Raw genomic sequence first — 20254 nt, forward strand, 5'->3', positions numbered from 1 at the left:
CGATCTTCACATGAGGTACTGTCCATGAAACGCAGAGAATTCATCGCCGCCAGCGCGGCCGTCGCCGCCACCAGCCTGCTGCCCAACACGCCCGCCTGGGCGCGCGGGCGCAAGGTGCGGCTGGGCCTGATCGGCACCGGCATGCGCGGCCAGGTATTGCTGAAGGAACTGGTCCGCCGCGATGACGTGGAGGTGGTGGCACTGTGCGACATCGAGCCGATCATGCTCAAGCGCGGCATGGACATGGTCGCCAAGGCCGGTAAGCCGGCGCCCAAGGCCTACGGCCAGGACGGCGACGTCAACGCGTGGAAGCGGCTGATCGAGCAGCGCGGGCTGGACGGCGTGATCATCGCCACACCGTGGGAATACCACGCGCCGATGGCGATCGCGGCCATGCAGGCCAAGGTCGCGGTGGGTTGCGAAGTGGTTGCCGGCATCACCCTGCAGGATCATTGGGACGTGCTCAAGACCCAGCTGTCCACCGGCACCCCCTACATGCTGCTGGAGAACGTCTGCTATCGCCGCGACGTGATGGCGGCGCTGCAGATGGTGCGGCAAGGCCTGTTCGGCGAGCTCGTGCATCTGCAGGGCGGCTACCAGCACGACCTGCGGGGCGTGAAGTTCAACTCCGGCGATCCCAGCCAGCCCTATGACAGCGGCGTGGAGTTCGGGGCCAAGGGCTGGTCCGAGGCGCGCTGGCGCACCGAGCACTCGGTGAAGCGCAACGGCGAGCTGTACCCCAGCCATGGCATTGGTCCGTGCGCGATGTACACCGGCATCAACCGTGGCAACCGTTTCACCCACATCAATGCGTTTGCCAGCAAGGCACGCGGCCTGCACGACTACACCGTGGCCAAGAGTGGCGGCACCACGCATCCCAGCACCCAGGTCACCTTCAAGCTCGGCGACATCGTCACCACCACGCTGGCCTGCGAGAACGGCGAGACGATCCTGCTGCAGCACGACACCTCGCTGCCGCGTCCGTACTCGATGGGCTTCCGCGTGCAGGGCACCAAGGGCCTGTGGATGGACGTGAACCAGTCCATCCACATCGAAGGCCGCAGCCCGCCGCACAAGTGGGAACCGTTCCAGGCCTACCAGGACCAGTTCGAGCACCCGCTGTGGAAGCAGCACGCCGCTACCGCCGCCAGCGCCGGGCATGGCGGGATGGACTGGTTCGTCATCCACGCCTTCGTGGAAGCCCTCAAGGCCAAGGCACCGATGCCGATCGACATCTACGATGCGATCACCTGGAGCGCGATCACGCCGCTGTCCGAGCAGTCCATCGCCAACAGCTTCCAGACGCTGGAATTCCCGGACTTCACCGCCGGGCTGTGGAAGCAGCGCAAACCTATCTTCGCGTTCGACGGCACGTACTGAGCCGCACCCCCCGCCATCGTTCTGTCACGGACGCATGGCACGGTAATCGCCCACCGGGCCGCCCCTGCGCGGCCCGGTTTCTTTTTCGGGGTGGGCAACATGACGGTGGTGGCAGTACACACGCATGCGTGGCGGCAGCGGCTGCAGCAGTGGTGGCGGCAGGCCCGTCGCTGGGGCGTGCTGGGTGGGCTGGTCGTGGCCAGTGCGGCTACGGCAGCCGATGCCGCACCGGCGCACTGGATGGCCTACGCCGCGCAGGCCGGTGAGGTGGTGTCGCAGCGTCTGGGCGACCCGGCGGATCCGCGTGTCGAGCGCTTGCAGGCCCGGCTGGCCGAGCGCGGCGATCCGGCGGCATCGTTGACGGTATCGCTGTGGATCGATGCCAGTGGCACCATCACCGACAGCCGTTTCGCCTCGCTGGGTGACGCCGTGGCGGATGCCGATCTGCGTGCGCTGCTGCGCGACACGCCGTTGCCCGCCGCGCCACCGCCGGACATGCGGCAGCCGTTGAACCTCGGGCTGTCCCTGGCATCCCCTGCGGCGGGCGACGCGCCCGTCCCCTGAGCGTCATCGCCCCGGCCGGACCGGTGGCGGCGGTGGCGGCGGGCGCTGCGGCTGCGTCGACATCCCGAACGCAGTGCCCATGCGCTGCTGGGTAGCAGCGCGATGGGCCAACCCCAGCGCCGAGGGTGGCTGGCGGACGATCAGCAGCGAGCCGGATGCCTGTGCGGGTGCCACCGAGGCCGGCGCAGGCGCGAGCAGCCGGCTGAAACACGCGTAATCGCGGATGCGCTCGCCGTTGACCTCCACCTCGATGCAGGCCGGCGCGGGGCCTGCCTGCGCGCGGGCGACCCAGGGCACGGCCAGCAGGGCGATGCACAGGCCCGCTGCGGTGGGTGATCGAAGGTCCGGCATGGGTGTCACCGCTCTGCAATGAAACCGACCTAACGTGACCGGCTTGGCGTTGTGATGCTGGCGCGTCTTGCATGCAGTTTGATGACACTGGGGCGCATGACCAACAGGGGCGGGCAGGCAAACGCATCGGCGGCCGGCGCAGGAACGCTCTGCGCCCGTGTGCCTGGCTGTTTCTGCTGCTCGCGATGACCTGGCCGCCGGCGATGGCGCTGGCCCGGGACGCCATCGATGCCGCGCACACGCAGTACACGTTCGATGTTCCGGCGCAGCCGCTGCCGGAGGCCTTGCAGTCGTATGGGGAGATCACCGGGGTGGCGGTACTGATCGATGCCCGCTTGTTGGGTGGCCTGCGTTCGACCGCGCTGTCGGGGCGGTACGCCCGGCGCGACGCGTTGCAGCGGATGCTGGGCGGTACCGGGCTGGCTCCGCATTTCGTGGAGAACGGTGCGTTCACGCTGGTGCCGGTGGGCTCGGTGGATGCCGACGAGGCGTTGCCCGATGCCACACCGATGCGCACGCCGTCGCTGCCCGAGCGGACCCGCCAGCGCGGCGCCCAGGTGATCCAGCACGCGCTGGAGCAGGCGCTGTGCGCTACGGCACTGACCCGGCCGGGCAGCTATCGGGCCAGCCTGCGCTTCTGGTTGTCCGAACCGGATCGACGCATCCGCGCGCCGGAACTGCTGGCGTCCACTGGCGACCCGGTGCGCGACGCGGCGATCGTCCGGCGGGTGCGCGACCTGCCGTTGCCCGGCCTGCCGGCCGACCTGCCTCAACCGATCACGCTGCTGTTGCTGCCGGAAGCGACCGGCGCGACCCCACCGTGCCGGAGCCGGTGATGGCGGGCCTGCGCAGCCTGTTCCTGGATCACTACGAGGCCTTCCGCAAACGCCTGCGGCGCCGGCTCGGCTCGGACGATCTGGCCATGGAGGCGCTGCAGGAGACCTGGTTGCGCGTGGAACGCATGGGCAGTGCGCAGCCGCAGCGTAATCCGGTGGCGTATCTGTTCCGCATGGCGCTCAATACCGCCACCGATCAGCGCATCGCCCACGGCCGGGTGCTGACCGGTGCCGAGGTGGAGGCGCTGATGGAGGAAACCCCGGATTCCCTGGACCCCTCCGACGTGGCGCATGGCCAGGCCGAGATCGCGGCGCTGGCCGACGCCCTGCGCGAGTTGCCCGAGCGCCAGCGCGCCATCCTGATCGCCGCGCGGATCGACCAGCAGCCGATCGATACCATCGCCGACCAGCACGGGGTCTCCTCGCGGATGATCGGCAAGGATCTCAAGAAGGCGCTGCAGCATTGCGCAGGTCGGCTGGACCGGCCGCTCGTGCAGCGTTTCGGTCCCGGGGCGGGAAAACCGTCATGACAGATATGAAGACCACGCCCGCCCCCCTTTCCGCTGACCTGCAGGCGCAGGCGCACCACTGGCTGCTGCGCCTGCAGACCGGCCCGGTGACGGCCGCCGACGCCGAGGCATTCCGACGCTGGCGCGCGCAGGACCCCGGCCATGCGCTGGCCTTCGCCCAGGCACGCCGGCTGTGGGCAGCGCTGGCACCGGCGCTGCAGGCCAGTGCCGCGCCCGCGGAGGCACCGGCGGTGAACGCTGGCGTGCCGCTGAGCGCATCCGCAGCCGCCCTCCCGGTGCGGCAACGCCCCCGCCGTTTCAATCCCGGCCGCCGCGCGTTCCTGGGCGGCGCTGCGGCCGCCGCCGCGGTCGGCTGGGTGGCAGTGCAGTCGCCGCTGGGCCTGTGGCCGGCGCTGGACGCGCTGGGCGCCGACTACCGCACCGCCACCGGCGAGCGCCGCGATATCAGCATCGGCAGCGTCGCCGTGGCCATGGCCGCGCGCACCACGATGCGCCGTCCCGCCGACGGTTCGGCCGGGATCGTGGTGACCGAGGGCGAAGCCCAGTTCGCGTTGCCGGCCTCGGCGGCCACCGGCTTCGTGATCGGTGTCGACGGTGCCCGGTTGATGCCGTCGCCGGGCGCGCGGGTGAATGTGCGCTGCGTCGGCGGCGACACCCGCATCACCTGCCTGGCCGGGCGGGCCGAACTGGTGCGTGGCCCACGCACCGTGGTGCTGCAGCCCTCGTGGCAGGCACGCCTGACAGCGGACCGGATCGCCTCCGTGGCACCGGTGCCGACCGATGGCATCGACGCGTGGCGGCGCGGCTGGCTGGTCTTCGATGATCAGCCGCTGCAGGACGTGGTGGACGAAATCAACCGCTACCGCACCGGCCGGATCGTGCTGACCGGCAGCGCACTGCCGGCACGGCGCGTACAAGCGCGCATTCCACTGGCGCGCATCGATACCTTCATCGATCTGGTGCGCGACGCCTATGGCGCAAAGGTGGTGAGCATGCCCGGCGGTGTCGTGCTGTTGAGCTGAGCGGCGCGTGCGCAGATGAATTTTTTGTTGCAACGGTTCAGTCGTTGTCACCGGCCCCCGTCTTATCCCTCGTAACAAGCGCATCGCATTGCACTGCCACGCTCGCTCCTGCCATGGACGGGATCGCGCTGCAGGACGGAAGCACGCGCTTGCCCTTATCAGCGAACGATATTGCGACGGGTGACAGCGATGGTGAAGCAGCAGAGCGGTTCGATCGGATGCACGACCCCGCAGGTGCCGCAGGTGCGCGCGCTGTCGCAGGCCATCGCGGTGTTGCTGATGGCCGGTGGCGTCGCGGCGGGCGTCAACGCGCAGCAGGCCTTCAGCCCGGCATGGTTCGCCAACAAGGGCGTGCAGCAGCAGACCGCCGCGCAGACCGGCCGCCTGCCGAACGGCATGCCGTCCAACCTGGTCCGTACCGACCAGCAGGCGCAGCAGGCCCGCGACACGCTGAAGACCTCGCTGGAGAACCTCAACACGGCCGCGCAGGCGATCGCCATGCAGCAGCGCATGCAGCAGACCGCGCGCGATGCCGCGCGGCTGCGCGCCGGCCAGGTGCCCGATGGGCTGGGCGAGGGCGGGCTGAAGATCGATGACGACGCCCTGACGCGCGGCTGGTTCAACGCCAGCGCCCCGACCCAGAGCAGCAAGGACGGCACCACCACCGTCAGCATCGCCCAGACCGGCGACAAGGCCATCCTCAACTGGGAAACCTTCAACGTCGGCCGCAACACCGTGGTCGATTTCGACCAGCAGGCAAGCTGGTCGCTGCTCAACCGGGTCAATGATCCCAACGCGCTCCCGTCGCAGATCCTCGGCCGCATCCAGGGCCAGGGTACGGTGATGCTGGTCAACCGCAATGGCGTGGTGTTCGACGGCAGCAGCCAGGTCAACGTCAAGAACCTGGCCGCCTCGGCGGTCAACATCAGTGATGCGCAGTTCCGCAAAGGTCTGTACAGCGACGCGCAGGGCAATGCCTTCGTCCCGACCTTCGGCAACGAACTGACCACCACCACCAACAGCTTCGCCCATGGCGCGGCCACCGGTGACGTGGTGGTGGAGCGGGGCGCGCAGATCACCACGGCGGTGCCCACCTCGGTCACCGAAGGGGGGGGCTACGTGCTGCTGCTCGGCCGCCAGGTGCACAACCACGGCCAGATCACCACCGCCAACGGCCAGACCACGCTGGCTGCAGGCGATGCGTTCGTGATCCGCAAGGGCATGGGCACCGACCAGAACCAGACCTCCACCACCCGGGGCAACGTGGTCACCACGCTGCGCTCGCCGGTGCCAGACGATACCGTGGTGGGCACGGCAAGCGGCGTGGTCAGCAACAGCGGCCTGATCCAGGCCACCACCGGTGACATCACCCTGGCCGGCCATGACGTGCGCCAGCAGGGTGCACTGGTGTCGACCACATCGGTGAACACCCGCGGCACCATCCACCTGCAGACCGAGCGCAACGACGTGGAGGGCAACGTCACGCTCGGCGCGGGCAGCCTGACCGTGATCGCCCTCGACGACACAGCGACCACCGCGCTGGATGTACAGCGCGAGGCGCTGATGCTGGACGCAGTCAATGTCGGCGATGGCATCCAGCATCGGCGCGACCAGTCGCTGGTCCAGATCATCAGTGGTGGAGATGTCGATATCGATGGTGGGAGCCTCACCCTGGCCACTGGCGGCCAGGTGATGGTCGATGCGGTGGGCCGCAGCGATGTGGCCGAAGGCGCACGCATTGACGTATCCGGTCATGTCGGCGTCAAGATCGCGATGGAAGCCAACAACGTCCAGATCAACGTACAGGGCAACGAGCAACGCGATGCATCGGTCAACCGCGATGACAAGTCCCTCAACAGCAGGAACATCTGGCTGGACCGCCGCGACCTGGTCCTGGTCCCGGCCGGTACCAATGGCTATGAGACCGACCGCTGGTACACCGCCGGTGGCCTGCTGGAAGTCGGCGGCTATCTGGGCGTCACCGGGCATGGCATCGGCGAATGGTCGGCGCAGGGCGGCACGGTGCAGTTCTCCGGCGGCAACCTGACGACGCAGCGGGGCTCCAGCATCAACTTGTCCGGCGGCACCCTGGACGTCCAGACCGGCTATATCCAGCAGACCCATCTCAAGGGCGCCGACGGCAAGCTCTACAACGCTTCGACGGCCCCCGGCGACCTGCTCTACAGCGGTGTCTATCGTGGCTTTGAAGACACGCATGCGCGATGGGGCACCACCGACTACCACTACAACCCGTTGATCGGTCGCCAGCAGCGGCTGGAGAACGGCTATGTGGTCGGCCGGGATGCAGGTCGGCTGGTGATCGCCACGCAATCGGCAGAACTCGCCGGTGACGTGGAAACCACGACCTTCCAGGGCGACCGCCAGATCCGCGCGCGCGAAAAGGACCTGGATGGCTACCTGCAGGCGCAGACGGCGGTGGCACGCAATGGCCAGCTGGTGATCGGCCAGCTCACTGCGATCAATGACAAAAGCACCCGGGGTCTGAAGTACTCGCCCTCGGCCATCACCTCTCAGGTGACCATCGGTGGTGCGGCTCCGGATCGGGACGCCAGCGAGACGACCCCTGTACCGGCAGGGGTGCACCTGGATGCGGCCTGGCTCAATGAACTTGCATTGGGCAGCCTGCAGGTATTCGCCCGCGACAGCGTGAACATGGAAGACGCGATACAGGTCGCTGTGGGCGGCGGGATCGGGCTGCACGCTGTCGATGTACAGGTCGATGCGGATCTGGTGGCACGGGGCGGGTCGATCGCGCTGGGTGACCAGGTGTCGCAGTGGACGACCTCCAATGGTTGGTTGGACAGCCCGATCGCTGCGCCGCGCACCGGCACCCGCGCGCGCACCGCCCTGGGCGAGGGCGTGCTGCTTGACGCGCGGGGTATCTGGAACAACCTGCAGGCCACCCCGGAGGGGATTGCTGGATTGCCCTTCATCGACGGCGGCACCATCACGCTGCACGGCAGCGATGATGTCGTGGTATCGCGTGGCGCGCGCCTGGATGTTTCCTCCGGTGCCACGCTCAAGGCGGACGATGCGCTGGAGGGTGGCCGCGGCGGCGACGTGTCGGTCATTGCCAACGGTCGCTTCGCCGTAGGCACCATTGCAGCTCCGGCCGGTCAACTGACGCTGGATGGCGAATTGCGCGGTCATGGCGTCAAGGGCGGCGGCACGTTGCGCCTGCAGACGGGTGATTCCGTGGTCATCGGCGGCCATGTGGCCGGGAGCGACGGCGTCCTGCGGGCCGGTGAGGCCTCCCCGGTCGACCTGATTGCGGCCGAGGGCATCCAGATCACTGCCGGCAGCGTCCTGCCGGTGGACTATCACTACACCCGTGTGCAAGCCAGCGCAGGGGAATCCATCGGCGCCCAGCCCGTGGTGAATCCGGCCAATCCAGCGTCCCACTTGACCCTGCAGGCGCCATGGACGCTGCCCAAGCCGTTGGGCAGCAATGACAGCTACGTTGTGCGTACCAGCACCGGGTTGGCCTATTCGGTGAGCTTCTGGTCCGCGCCGGTCGTGCTGCCCGCAGGTACGGTAATCAATCAGATCACCACCAATCTGGGCGGATTCCCGGTCAACTACGTGGTGCCGGGCGACGCATTCCCACGCGGCATCGGTGTCCAGCCAAGCGCGGCCATGATCCGCGCTGGCACGATCGCGGCCACCGACCTGCTCTTGCCTGCGGGCACCCGTATCGGCGCCGGTAACGTCCTGGCGCACGATGTCGCCGTGGCCCGTCCCTCCCAGCTGGATGCGGAGGTGTTCGACCGCGGCTTCTCGCGCTACGAGGTGACCGGCCACCAGAGTCTGGCGGTGGCTCCGGATGCCGATCTCCGCGTAACCATGCCGGTGCTGCGGTTGGATCCGCTGCTGGCCCGTGGCCTGTCCACGGGCAGTGAGCCGGAAGACGCACTGCAGAGCTGGTTGGCGCCGGAGTTCACGGCCGACGTTGCCAAGGGCACGTTGTCGCAGCGCCTTGGCGCGGACCTCCAGCTGACAGCTGGGTATGGTGTCGATTCCATCGCCACGTTGTCGATCGGGCGCGGCGCGCACCTGCAGGTCGACAGCGGTCGCAGCATCGGCCTGACCACCGGCGGGCAGATGTCGGTGGATGGCACCCTGCAGGCCAAGGCAGGCCAGATCAACCTGCTGGACCACGGCTTCGGCGAGGTGGGTGCGTCGTCGCAGGGCCACGATCGCTCGTTCTGGATCGGTGAACACGCCGTGCTCGACGTGTCCGGTGCCGCCCATGCGGCGATCGACGCAGCCGGGCAGCGGTTCGGCCACGTGACCGACGGCGGGCGTATCCAGATCGGTGGCCGATACGATCCCGATGCCACGGTCGCTGATGGCGTGGACGCCTTCGTCGTGGTGCGTCCCGGGGCCCTTCTGGACGCCTCCGGCGCTGCGACTACTCTGGACCTGCCGCAGCTGGGTGCCACCCCCCTGGCAAGTGACGGCGGCGTAGTGCATCTGGCCAGTTTCAACGGCTTGTTCGTGGATGGCGCGATGCGTGCGGCGGCAGGTGGCGAGGGCGCAGCGGGCGGCACGCTGTCGCTGACGCTGGAGACGCCGAACTATCCGAACACAGCCAACCCTGATGCGCGGGTGCGTTCGCTTCGCGAGCTGGTCGTGGCACAGGCACATGCCGGCTCCGGCCTGGCCGCCGACCTGAAGCCGGGCCAGGCCGATCCATCCCTGCAGTACGGTCAGGCGGCGTTCGGGGTCGACCAGGTGCAGGCCGGCGGCTTCGACTCCCTGGGTGTGCTGGTCAGCGGCGTGCTCAGCTTCCAGGACCAGGTCGACCTGGCGCTCGGCAACAGCCTGCGCTTGACCAGCAACTCGCTCAGCCTTGCCGAGCACAGCACGCCCGGCGCCCAGGTAACGCTGGCCGCACCCTATGTCCGGCTGGCCGGCAGTACCCGTACCGGCAAGGATCACCATACGCTGCCGCTGCCGGAGATCACCCGTCTGCCGCTGGTCCTCGACGACGCCTATCTGCGGGTGGACGCCGGCACGCTGGACATCTTAGAGAGCGTGGCCTTCGGCACCTCCGGCCAGTTGTCGCAGGTCACGGGCAAGATCGAAGTGCAGCGTGACGGGTTCGATACGGTGGAACTGCGCAGCGAAGGTGATCTGCGCCTGCTCAAGTCGAAAGTCCGCGATCGCACCTCGCTCGATACCATCGGCAATCTGGTGCTGGCCGCCAGCCAGATCTACCCGGCAACCAACGCGATCACGGAGATCCGCGCGGGCAAGATGGGCCGTGTCGACACGGACGGACAATTCACGGTTGCATATGATCCGGACCGCTACCTGCGTATAGAGCGGACAGCGGGTGCCGACCCGGCGATGCCACTGAGCGCCTTCGGCAGCCTGCAGTTGATGTCGGCAAACATCGAACAGGGCGGCGTACTGCGCGCGCCGTTGGGCAGCCTGATTCTTGGCCAGTCCGAGTACAGTCCCATCGCCACCGGCACCCGGGTGCACCTGCAGCCGGGCAGCATCAGCTCCACCAGCGGCGCTGGGCTGAGGCTGCCCTATGGCGGCACCAAGGATGGCCTCACCTATGTCTACGACGGCATCGATGCCGTCTACAAAGGCATTGGCGGCGACGGCGCCGAGTTGGGCGGTGTCACCCTGCGCGGCGAGCAGATCGTGGTGGACGCGGGGGCGGTGATCGACCTCTCCGGTGGCGGCGAACTGAGCGGCGCGGCATTCCTGAGTGGCCGTGGCGGTTCCACCGACGCACGCCTGCACCCGCTGGTACAGATCGCGCCCCATGGAGAAGGCTTCGTGCTGCCCGGGCTGTCCACCAATCCGGTCTACGCGATCCTGCCTGGTGCTCAGCCAGGGGCGGCGCCGATCGCGGCCGAAAAGGGTGCCGGCGATCCGGGGATCGGTCGTCAGATCCACATCGGCGACGGCGTGCCCGGGTTGCCCGCCGGCGTCTATACGTTGTTGCCGTCCACGTATGCCCTGATGCCGGGTGCTTTCCGTGTGGAGGTCAACGGCCTGGCCGAGAGCCAGGCGCGCTTCGGTGCCAGCACGGCCATGCGCAATGGCTCCTGGACCACGTCGGCGCGCTTCAGCACCGCCAATACGCAGATCCAGGATTCGGTCAACGCGCAGGTCATCGTGACGTCGGCGGACACGCTGCGGCAGTACTCGCAGTACAACGAAACCAGCTACGCGCAGTTCGGGCTGGACTGGGCGCTGCGCGATGGCGCACCGCGCCCCCGCCTGGAACGCGATGCCGGTCGACTGACGCTGGACCTGGGCATGCGGCCGATCGAGGCGCCCGGGGTGACGATCGCACCGGGCACGGTCGCCCAGGCGGCTGCCACGGGCGGCTTCGGCAGCGAGCTGGTCGTATTGGGCAACGCGCAGGCAATCGAACTGCTGGGGCCGGGCCAGTCGCCGACGACCGGCTTCGATGGTCTGTCGCTGCATGCCGATTCGATCAACGCGGTCGGCGCAAACACGGTCACCATCGGCGGCAGACCGACCTCGCTGTTCCAGCTCAACCGTATCACCCAGAACGCCTACAAAGTGGGTTTTGGCAACGTGTACAACGCCGCCCGCAGCATCGTGATGCGCGATGCTGCGGAGCTTGCCGCCGCACAGGTATTCCTGGTGACCGGCAAGAAGGAGGGCGGCATCACGCTGGAGCAGGGCGCGACCATCACCACCCTGGGTCGCGGCGACGCAGCATGGGATTCCCGTGCCGGTTACATGTTCGACCCGGGCCAGGCCTCCGTGCTGGCCGTGTCCAATGGCTGGCTGGACATGCTGGCCCCCACGCTTAGCAATGACCCTGCGTCGGGCCAGGGTGACATCCGCATCGGTGTGTGCGCCATGGGGGGAGACTGCACCGGCAGCGCTGCGCTGTACGCCGGTGGCACGCTCACCGCCGCAACGACTGCCCGGTTCGAGCTGGCCGAATCCGCGCGTTATGGCGCGCGCAATCTGGTGCTGGCGGTGGGCAGCATCAACGTTGGCAGCACCGACGCGCTGGCAAGGCTGGGGGCCGAGGGCCTGTTGCCGCCGGGGCTGACCCTGAACCAGCAGGTGCTGGACCGTCTGCTGCGTGGCGATGCCAGTACGGGCGCACCGGCGCTGGAGCGGCTGGTGCTGACGGCGGCCGATTCGGTCAACTTCTACGAAACGGTGCAGCTCTCCACGCTCGACGGCGCCGGCAAGTCCACGCTGGGCGAACTGGTGCTTACGACGCCGGCGATCCATGGTTTCGGCAGTGCCGATGACATCGCGCGCATCCAGACCGATTCGCTGGTCTGGAATGGCAGCGCTGCCCCGGCAGGTGCCGTGGTGGCCGGAGGGGCCGGCACGGGCAGCGGCCAACTGCAGATCGATGCGCGACAGATCGTGTTCGGCTATGCAGAGCAGAGCCAGCCCAACACGGTGGCCTCGCACGACCGCCGTACCGTGGGCTTCGCCACGGTGGCGCTCAATGCCAGCGAGCGGGTCACCGCCAATCACCAGGGCAGCCTGGCGGTGCACCAGGCACAGGGTGACTGGGACGCCCAGCAACAGGCGTTCGGCTACACCGGCGGTGATCTGCGGATCAGTACGCCGCTGCTCACCGGCCACGCAGGCTCAGTGAACCACATCAGCGCGGGCGGCAACATTTCCGTCAGCGCGCCGCAGGCCAGCATCCGTACGCCCGTCGACAATGCGGCGCTGACCGATGCGCTCGGTGCCGAGCTTTCGCTCGATGCCGGTGCAGGGGCGACCCTGGATACCGCCGTGCTGCTGCCCAGCGGAAAGCTGTCGCTCACCGCGCAGCGCGACGTCATCCTGGATGCCGGCGCGCAGCTGGATCTTGCCGGACGCAGGATCGATTTCTTCGACGTCAGCCGCTACAGCTGGGGTGGCGATGTCACTCTCGAGAGCTACGGCGGCAACATCCGGCAGGCAGCCGGTTCCAGTATCGATGTCTCCGCGGTCAACAACCGCGCCGGCCGGCTTAATGCGTTCGCCCTCGATGCAGCCGCCGGCACCGTCATGCTGGACGGCCATCTCAGCGGTGGCGGCAGTGGCCGCTACGATGCCGGCGGAACCTGGGTGCCGTACGCCAGCGGCTATCTGGACCTGCGTGCACAGCACATCGGCGACGTCGCGAGCCTCAACACGCGCCTCAACCAGGGGCAGTTCTTCGGCGGCCGCAGTATCCAGCTCAAACAGGGCGATCTGGTCATCGGCGACGAGCTTAAGGCGCGTGAGATCAACGTCTCCGTGGATAACGGACACCTGCGTGTCAATGGGCGTATCGATGCCAGTGGCGAGCAGGTCGGCAGCATCCGCCTGGCGGCCTCGCAGGGCGTCACGCTCGCCGGCAGCGCCATGCTCGATGCGCATGCCAGCGTGTTGCGCAGGGATAGTTACGGTCAGGCCATCGATGCGCCCAACCGTGCGGTGATCGAGATCGACTCGGGCCAAGGCGTGCTGTCGATCGCCGGTGGCGCACGGCTGGACCTGGGCGTCACCGGCGCGGAGCAGAGCTTCGGCAGCGTCGCATTGAATGCGCCGCGCCTGGGCGGTGCACGCGGTAACGACATCGCCATCGATGCAGGCGCGCCGATCCGTATCGACGGCGCCCGGTCGGTCACCGTCAACGCCTTCCAGCGCTACGACGACGCAGCCATCGGCACCGACACGACCAGTGACGGGCGCACCTACCAGATGATCGACCAGGCCTACCTGGACGGAAAGCACGCCGACAGCGTTGCGTTCATCGACAACGCGCTGGCCAACCCGGGCTTGATCGATGGCAAGCTGGCCGGGCTTCGCGCGTACGGGGACCAGTTCCACCTGCGCCCCGGCGTGGAGATCGCCACCAGTGGCGATCCCTCGCGCAATGCCGACGGTGATCTGCACATCGATGGCGACATCGATCTGTCAGGGCATCGCTACGCCAGCCTGAATCCTGCCACGCAGAAGAGCGCGGTGTACGGCTCCGGGGAAGCCGGCGCACTGGTGCTGCGTGCTGCGGGTGACCTGGAGGTGTTTGGCAGCATCAGCGATGGATTCGACGGCTCGCGCCTAACCCTGGGGACCACGCCGGATGATCGCGGCTGGGTCCTGGCGCAGGGGCGCCTGCCCTTCGGCGGCGAAGTGGTCATTCCGCACGGCGGCGTGGTGACGCTGGATACCGGCACCAGCTTCCAGCTTGGCCGTGTACTGAACTTTGACGTGCCCGCCGCTGCGATGACCTTGCCCGCAGGGGTGGTGCTGCCATCGACCATGGTGCTGGACGGACCGCTGTTGCTCGCACCGGGCGTGGTACTCGGCGCAGCCATCCGCGACGCCGATGGCGCGGTACTGCATGCGGCCGGCAGTGTTGTAACCGCAGCGGTGACCCTGCCGGCGGGCACCCGCCTGGAGGCCGGATTCCAGCTGCCGGCGGATGCGCGCGTCGCAGCAGGCATCTGGCCGGCGGGCGCGACGTTGCCGGTGGGCATGCAACTGGCGCAGCCGCTGCTGCTGGCCAAGGGCGCGATCCTTCCCTCCGAAACCCAGGTCAAGCTGCCCGGCGGAGCGGAGATGGTGAATCTGCGCCCGGCCGATGCGGATGGCAACCAGGGCCGCACCTGGGCATTGGCCCCGATGCTGCCCGCCGGCTCGCGCTCGTTCGACCTCCGTCTGGTGGCCGGCGCCGATCTGGACGCTGCCGACAATCGTGCCGTTGCTGTCAACGGGACCGGCACACTGCGTCTGGGTGACAGCCATTACGGCATGGGCAGTGAGCTCAGCCCGATCCCCGGCACCGGCTCGCCGGCGATCTACCGCTGGTCCGAGAATCTGGATGTGGCGAACTGGGAATTGATGGGCATGCCATTCGCGCTGGTGCCCGGCGCGATCATCGCGCAGGAGGACCTGGATATCCTGTTCCAATGGGGGTTCATCGGCGAGACTCCGCTGGAGCTCAATGACTGGGGACTGGGCGATACCATCGCGCAGGAAAGCGAGGGTACGGCGCCGGATTACGAAAATCTTGCCCGCCCCGCACGCGAGCAGCTGTTCAGTGTATTGCGCACCGGTACCGGGGATCTTGACCTGGTGTCCGGCGGCGATCTGCAGATGCGCTCGCTGTACGGCGTCTACACCGCCGGCACCGCATCGGCGGCCACGATGACCCGCGATGGCCGTGATCCCTACAACCTGCCGCGTGGCCTGCTCACCGATGGCAGTCTTCTGTGGAAGAAGGAGGGCATGCCGTACCAGCATCTGGTCGATGGCGGCGCGCAGAGCCTCTACAGCGCCTGGTATCCGGACCAGGGTGGCAACGTGCTGCTGCGCGCCGGTGGCGACATCCAGGGGGATCTGGTGGGGTCCGGCGGCGACATCCGGCCTGACCTTCCGCTGGGCATGGTGCGTTCGCAGATCGGCACGGTGTCAGTAGCCAACTGGCTGTGGCGGCAGGGCACCGGCAGCGTCACCCCCGGCGCCGACGGTACGCCTGCGGCGTGGTGGATCAACTTCGGCACCTACGTGGCCGGAAAGGTGGATGGCAGCTACTACCCGTATGAGCGCGAGCTGTTCGTCAACGAGCCCTATCTGGTCGGCTTCACCGGTGTAGGCACACTCGGCGGTGGCAATCTGGTGGTCGAGGCGCGTGGCAATGCCGGCATCATGGCGGCACGCGGCGATGCCACGGAGAATGCCACCGGGGCGATCGGCCAGCCGAACTTCGCACCGCGCAGCCAGGGTCTGAACCTGGCCGTGGCAAGCACCGGGCGCATGAACGCCGCGGGCGAACTGATGTTGACCGGTGGTGGCGATCTCGATCTGCGGCTGGGCGGCAGCCTCAATCCCAACGCCGGCCTCCGCCAGAACGATCACGATCTCAACAGCACCCTGGTCAACCTGCGCGGCGCGCTGCGGGTGGAGGCCGGCGCACTCGGCGGGCTCGAGTTGCGGTACGGCGTGGCCGACCACCTCGACTCGCGCGGCGGCGATCCGTTCAGTGCCGGCCGTGCCTACGCTGGGGGTGGCCCGGTGCTGGTCCTTGGCGATGCAGCAGCGAAGCTGGATACGCGCGGTGACCTCGTGCTGGGCGGCGTCGCCGATGCGGGCCGTACCAAGCTGCTCAATTCCACCCCGTTCAGCTACGACGGGCAGTACCACGCTGGCCTTGGCTGGAGTGCGTTTTCGCTGTGGACGCCGGCGACCAGCGTCGAGCTGTTCAGTGCCGGTGGCAACCTGACACCGACCACGGACTGGGCCGAAGGCGGGCCGAGTGAAGATGTGGCGATTGGCCGCCGCGGCGGAAACGCATCGGGCACCTACGATGGCAGCTTCTATCCGTCCATCCTGCGGGCCGCGGCCGCCAACGGCAGCATGTACTACGGCGTCGGCACCGCCACGTTGCGCAACAACTTCGGCACCACGCCACTGCGCATCCTGCGTGGCCTCACGTTGGCGCCTTCACCGCAGGGCAGCCAGTTCACCAACGTCACCGGCACCGGTGAGCTGAGTCTGCTTGCCGCTGGGTCGATCTATGCCGGCGGCTACGCGATCACCGCCTCCACCGCGGATCCGGCGGGGTTGAGCAGTCCGTTCCGTCCGGCTTTCCTGGGCATCACCGCGCAGACCGGTGGCGGCCAGTACGGCAGCGATCCTGTGCAGGTATACAACGCAGTCCCCGCCAATGTCGGCTTCAATGACTGGATCCGCGATGGCAATGGACGCCTGAGCAACGCATCCCTGCTGAACTTCGGCAGCCAGGCCACGTCCAGCCATGCAGGGGTGGGCCAGCAGTCCGCCCGCTACTACGCCGTGGAGGGCGACATCGTCGGCCTGCGTATGGGCCAGGTGGCCGCGCTCGGCTTCCAGGGACGAGACGGCATCCGCTACGACGGCTCGATTCCCGTTGCCGTACGCGCTGGCCGTGACATCACCGACAGCGGCACCCGTCTCGGCCAGAAGGACACCGTGGGCGAGGGCCATGGCAACCTGATCGTCCACGGTCATGCCGATGACATTTCGGTGGTGGAGGCCGGCCGTGATATCCGCGCCAGCAGCTTCTATGTCGCCGGCCCTGGCCTGCTGGAAGTCACCGCCGGCCGCAACGTGTATCTGGCCGACAAGGGCGAGATCAAATCGCTGGGGGCGGTGGTCGACGTAAAGCCGGGCGACCGCAGCAACGGTGCCAGCATCGTGGTGGCGGCCGGAATGGGCGCAGGTGCGGACTGGAACGGATTCGCGGATCGTTATCTGGATGCCGCCAATCTCGCCGACCCTGACCGCCCGCTGGCCGACCAGACCGGCAAGGCGGTGACCCTCTACAACGGGGAACTGTCGCTTGCCGGATGGCTGCGGGAAGAGTTCGGGTACAGCGGCGATGAGGCAGGTGCGGCCGCTTACCTGGCCACCAAGCAGAGTGAGCTGGAGCAGGTTCGGCACGCAGCGCTCGCCGAGGGCGGCAGCGCGGCCAACCGCTCGCTGGCTCGTGAGTATCGACTGGAAAGCCAACTGCACCTGGTCAATTGGTTGAGTGATCGCTTCGGCGGCATCAACCGGCTGGGCGTGACGTTCGATCCCGCCACGATGGATGCGCGCGCCTTCTTCGATGGGTTGCCGGCCGAGCAGCAGCGCGCCTTCCTGCGCAACGTCTACTACGCCGAACTCAAGGCGGCCGGTCGCGAGTACAACGACGCCGATGGCAGGCGCTTCGGCAGCTATATCCGTGGCCGCGAGGCGATCGCCACGCTCCTGCCGGGTTCGGAGGGGGCAGACACCGCAGGGCGCTACCAAGGTGATCTCACGCTGTTCAGCAGTGCGCAGTACATCGATGAGTACGTCAGCACGAATGGCATCGGCAAGGATCGCCCGACGCCGGGCAAGACGTACATCAGCAAGGAAGAGTGGCTGGCCATGGGCAGCCCGAGCTACGGGGTGGCGTACTACGAAGTGCTGGATGCCGGCATCCACACCCAGTTCGGCGGTGACATCCAGATCATGACGCCCGGCGGCCGCACCTTGGTGGGCATCGACGGTGGTTTCGTGCCGGGACCGGGCTCGGGTGTCATGACGCAGGGCGAGGGCGATATCGCCATCTACGCCCGCGACAGCATCCTGATGGGCCAGAGCCGCATCTTCACCACCTTCGGCGGCAACATCCTGGGGTGGTCGGCGCAGGGTGACATCAACGCCGGTCGCGGCAGCAAGACCACCGTGGTGTATACCCCGCAGCGCCGCGCCTACGACACCGTGGGCAACGTGACCCTGTCGCCGAATGCACCCAGCACCGGCGCCGGCATCGCCACCCTCAACCCGATTCCGGAGATCGCGCCGGGCGACATCGACCTGATCGCGCCGCTGGGCACCATCGATGCGGGCGAGGCCGGCATCCGCGTCTCGGGCAACGTCAACCTGGCCGCGCTGCAGGTGCTCAACGCCGACAACATCCAGGTGCAGGGCAAGGCAGTGGGCATTCCGGTGGTCGCGGCGGTCAACGTCAGTGCGTTGACCTCGGCCAGCGCGGCGGCGAACACCGCGGTGCAGGCCGCGCAGGAGATGGTCAAGCGCCAGACCCAGCAGACCCGCCCCTCCACGATCAGCGTGCAGGTGCTGGGCTTCGGCAGCGAAACCAGCAGCGTGGCACCGCCGAAGCACGAGGACCGCTACGACCCGGACAGCGTGGTGCAGGTGGTCGGCATGGGCGAGCTGAGCACCGAGCAGCGCGCCCGCCTCGACGCTGCGACGACGAAGCGACAGTGATGACGATGTCTTTCCTGCCCTTGGCCAGCGCGCATGGCCAACGCCATGCGCGCGCACGCAACTGCCTTGCCGGTGCAACGGCGCTGTTACCGCCGTTGCGCACGCTCACCTCCTGCGCATCTGACTCCCTTTCCGCATTGAGAAGCCACTGATGTCTTCAATCTCCCCGGCGCTGGCACGGGCATCCCTGCCACTGGGCCTGCTCTGCGCGATTTCGCTGGCCAACGCGCAGACGGCGCCTGCCGATGCCGACGCCGTCGCCGCCCCGATGACGGCCGCGGCGGCCCCGGCTGCCCGCGTCAACATCAACGAGTACCTCGTACGCGGCAACACCGTGCTCGGCGCGCGCGACATCGAGCAGGCGGTCTCCCCGCATCTCGGCCCGGACCGCACCCTGCAGGATGTCGAAGCGGCGCGCGCGGCGCTGCAGTCGGTCTACCAGGGCAAGGGCTACCAGTCGGTGTATGTGGATCTGCCCGAGCAGCAGGTCAGCGGTGGCGTGGTGATCCTGCAGGTCACCGAGACCCGCATCGGCCAGGTCAAGGTGGTCGGCGCCGAGCACAACGATCCTGCACGTCTGGCCGAGCGCGTGCCGGCGCTGCAGGCCGGCGCCGTGCCGGACTTCGAACGCGCGCAGGCGCAGCTGACCGAGCTCAACCGTGGCGGCAAGCGCCAGGTGGTGCCGCTGGTCAAGCCCGGCGCCGCCGACGGCACGATGGATGTGGAGCTCAAGGTCGATGACAAATCACCCTGGCGCTACAGCGCCACGCTCAACAACGACCACAGCGTGGACACCGAGCCGCTGCGCAGCATCCTCACCGTTGGCCACGACAACCTCTGGCAGCGCGAGCACACCGCCTCGCTGACGTTCTTCGCCGCGCCGCAGGACCTGGACCAGGCCAACGTGTGGTCCGGTGCCTACGGTCTGCCGCTGGGCAGCCCGGACTGGATGCTGGATTTCTCCGGCTATCGCTCCGACAGCAACGTGGTGTCCACCGGCCAGACCAATGTCACCGGCAAGGGCCACGCGGTCGGCGTCAAGCTCAGCCACACCTTCCCGATGACGGGCGCCTGGTGGCATCAACTCTCGGCCGGTGTCGACTTCAAGGACCTGGACGAATCGGTGGCGATGGTCGGCCAGGCCTCGGACTTCGCCCCGCTCAAGTACGCGCCGGTGACCGTGGCCTACAGCGGCTTCCGCCAGGGCACCAGGCACCAGCTCAACGTCGGCGTGCAGGCGGTGTTCGGTGCGCGCAGCCTGTTCGGCTACGGCAGCACGGATGACGAGTTCGACTGGAAGCGCGCGTATGCCGATCCCAGCTTCTTCGCGCTCAAGCTGGAGCTGAGCGACACCTACACGCTGGAGAGTGGTGCGCAGTGGTTCGCGCGGCTGTCGGCGCAGATGACCGACCAGCCGCTGGTCTCCGGCGAGCAGTTCGCCGCCGGCGGCATGTTCACCACCCGTGGCTACCGCTCGGCCGAAGGCATCGGCGATTACGGCGCGCTGGCCACGCTGGAATGGCGCACGCGCCCGCTCGGCCTGTGGGGCCTGCAGGACTGGCGCTTCTACGGCTTCCTCGACGGTGCCTGGCTGGGCCTGCGCCGGCCGCTGCCCGAGCAGGCCGACAGCGCCGCGATGAGCGCGGTCGGTGTGGGCAGCAGCCTGCGCATCGGCGAGCACTACAACCTCCGCTTCGACTACGGCCGGACGCTGCACGACGGCCCGACCACGACCAAAGATGCCAACCGCCTGCACCTGAGCGTCGGCGCCAGCTACTGAGCCTGACTTTCCCAAGCATTTTCCGGA

The 20254-nt window shown here is 68.1% G+C and carries 8 protein-coding genes; 7 read left to right on the forward strand and 1 reads right to left on the reverse strand.

Going from position 1 to position 20254, the window contains the following annotated elements; translation table 11 throughout:
• The first annotated feature begins 24 nt into the window (after positions 1-24).
• On the forward strand, positions 25-1380 hold the full coding sequence (locus HDC96_RS09530) for a Gfo/Idh/MocA family oxidoreductase (RefSeq protein ID WP_179459794.1): 1356 nt from the start codon (positions 25-27) through the stop codon (positions 1378-1380).
• Between the two features lie 99 nt (positions 1381-1479).
• On the forward strand, positions 1480-1944 hold the full coding sequence (locus HDC96_RS09535) for a hypothetical protein (RefSeq protein WP_257018682.1): 465 nt from the start codon (positions 1480-1482) through the stop codon (positions 1942-1944).
• 3 nt (positions 1945-1947) lie between these two features.
• On the opposite strand, the gene HDC96_RS09540 is transcribed toward HDC96_RS09535, so the two are convergent.
• Entirely contained in the window at positions 1948-2295 is a 348-nt protein-coding gene (locus HDC96_RS09540) for a hypothetical protein (RefSeq protein WP_179459795.1), read from the reverse strand.
• A 71-nt stretch (positions 2296-2366) separates the two neighbouring features.
• Here HDC96_RS09540 and HDC96_RS09545 point away from each other — a divergent pair, with 71 nt between their 5' ends.
• The 5 genes from HDC96_RS09545 to HDC96_RS09565 all read left to right on the forward strand — a co-directional run bounded on the left by HDC96_RS09545 (position 2367) and on the right by HDC96_RS09565 (position 20227).
• Entirely contained in the window at positions 2367-3131 is a 765-nt protein-coding gene (locus HDC96_RS09545) for an STN domain-containing protein (protein WP_179459796.1), read from the forward strand.
• Positions 3131-3661 carry a sigma-70 family RNA polymerase sigma factor gene (locus HDC96_RS09550; protein ID WP_179459797.1) on the forward strand — a complete coding sequence of 177 codons (531 nt, stop codon included), beginning with the start codon at positions 3131-3133 and terminating at the stop codon, positions 3659-3661. The genes HDC96_RS09545 and HDC96_RS09550 overlap by 1 nt, the downstream gene beginning before the upstream one ends.
• The gene (locus tag HDC96_RS09555; RefSeq protein WP_179459798.1) at positions 3658-4683 is read left to right on the forward strand and encodes a DUF4880 domain-containing protein; all 1026 of its coding nucleotides are present in this window, start codon (positions 3658-3660) and stop codon (positions 4681-4683) included. Before HDC96_RS09550 ends, HDC96_RS09555 begins: the two co-directional genes overlap by 4 nt.
• Before the next feature lie 189 nt (positions 4684-4872).
• The gene (locus HDC96_RS09560) at positions 4873-18447 is read left to right on the forward strand and encodes a filamentous hemagglutinin family protein (protein WP_179459799.1); all 13575 of its coding nucleotides are present in this window, start codon (positions 4873-4875) and stop codon (positions 18445-18447) included.
• Positions 18448-18598: 151 nt separating this feature from the next.
• Positions 18599-20227: a ShlB/FhaC/HecB family hemolysin secretion/activation protein gene (locus HDC96_RS09565; RefSeq protein ID WP_179459800.1), complete on the forward strand. Its 1629-nt coding sequence runs from the start codon at positions 18599-18601 to the stop codon at positions 20225-20227.
• Positions 20228-20254 lie beyond the last annotated feature (27 nt).

The organism is Stenotrophomonas sp. JAI102, from assembly GCF_013409105.1.
Taxonomy (GTDB): Bacteria; Pseudomonadota; Gammaproteobacteria; order Xanthomonadales; family Xanthomonadaceae; genus Stenotrophomonas; species Stenotrophomonas maltophilia_AA.

Bases quoted from the DNA above. Each gene is read 5' to 3' on its own strand.
- HDC96_RS09540 (WP_179459795.1), bottom strand. From the start codon at position 2,295: ATGCCGGACCTTCGATCACCCACCGCAGCGGGCCTGTGCATCGCCCTG.
- HDC96_RS09530 (WP_179459794.1), top strand. From the start codon at position 25: ATGAAACGCAGAGAATTCATCGCCGCCAGCGCGGCCGTCGCCGCCACC.
- HDC96_RS09550 (WP_179459797.1), top strand. From the start codon at position 3,131: ATGGCGGGCCTGCGCAGCCTGTTCCTGGATCACTACGAGGCCTTCCGC.
- HDC96_RS09565 (WP_179459800.1), top strand. From the start codon at position 18,599: ATGTCTTCAATCTCCCCGGCGCTGGCACGGGCATCCCTGCCACTGGGC.
- HDC96_RS09545 (WP_179459796.1), top strand. From the start codon at position 2,367: ATGCAGTTTGATGACACTGGGGCGCATGACCAACAGGGGCGGGCAGGC.
- HDC96_RS09560 (WP_179459799.1), top strand. From the start codon at position 4,873: ATGGTGAAGCAGCAGAGCGGTTCGATCGGATGCACGACCCCGCAGGTG.
- HDC96_RS09535 (WP_257018682.1), top strand. From the start codon at position 1,480: ATGACGGTGGTGGCAGTACACACGCATGCGTGGCGGCAGCGGCTGCAG.
- HDC96_RS09555 (WP_179459798.1), top strand. From the start codon at position 3,658: ATGACAGATATGAAGACCACGCCCGCCCCCCTTTCCGCTGACCTGCAG.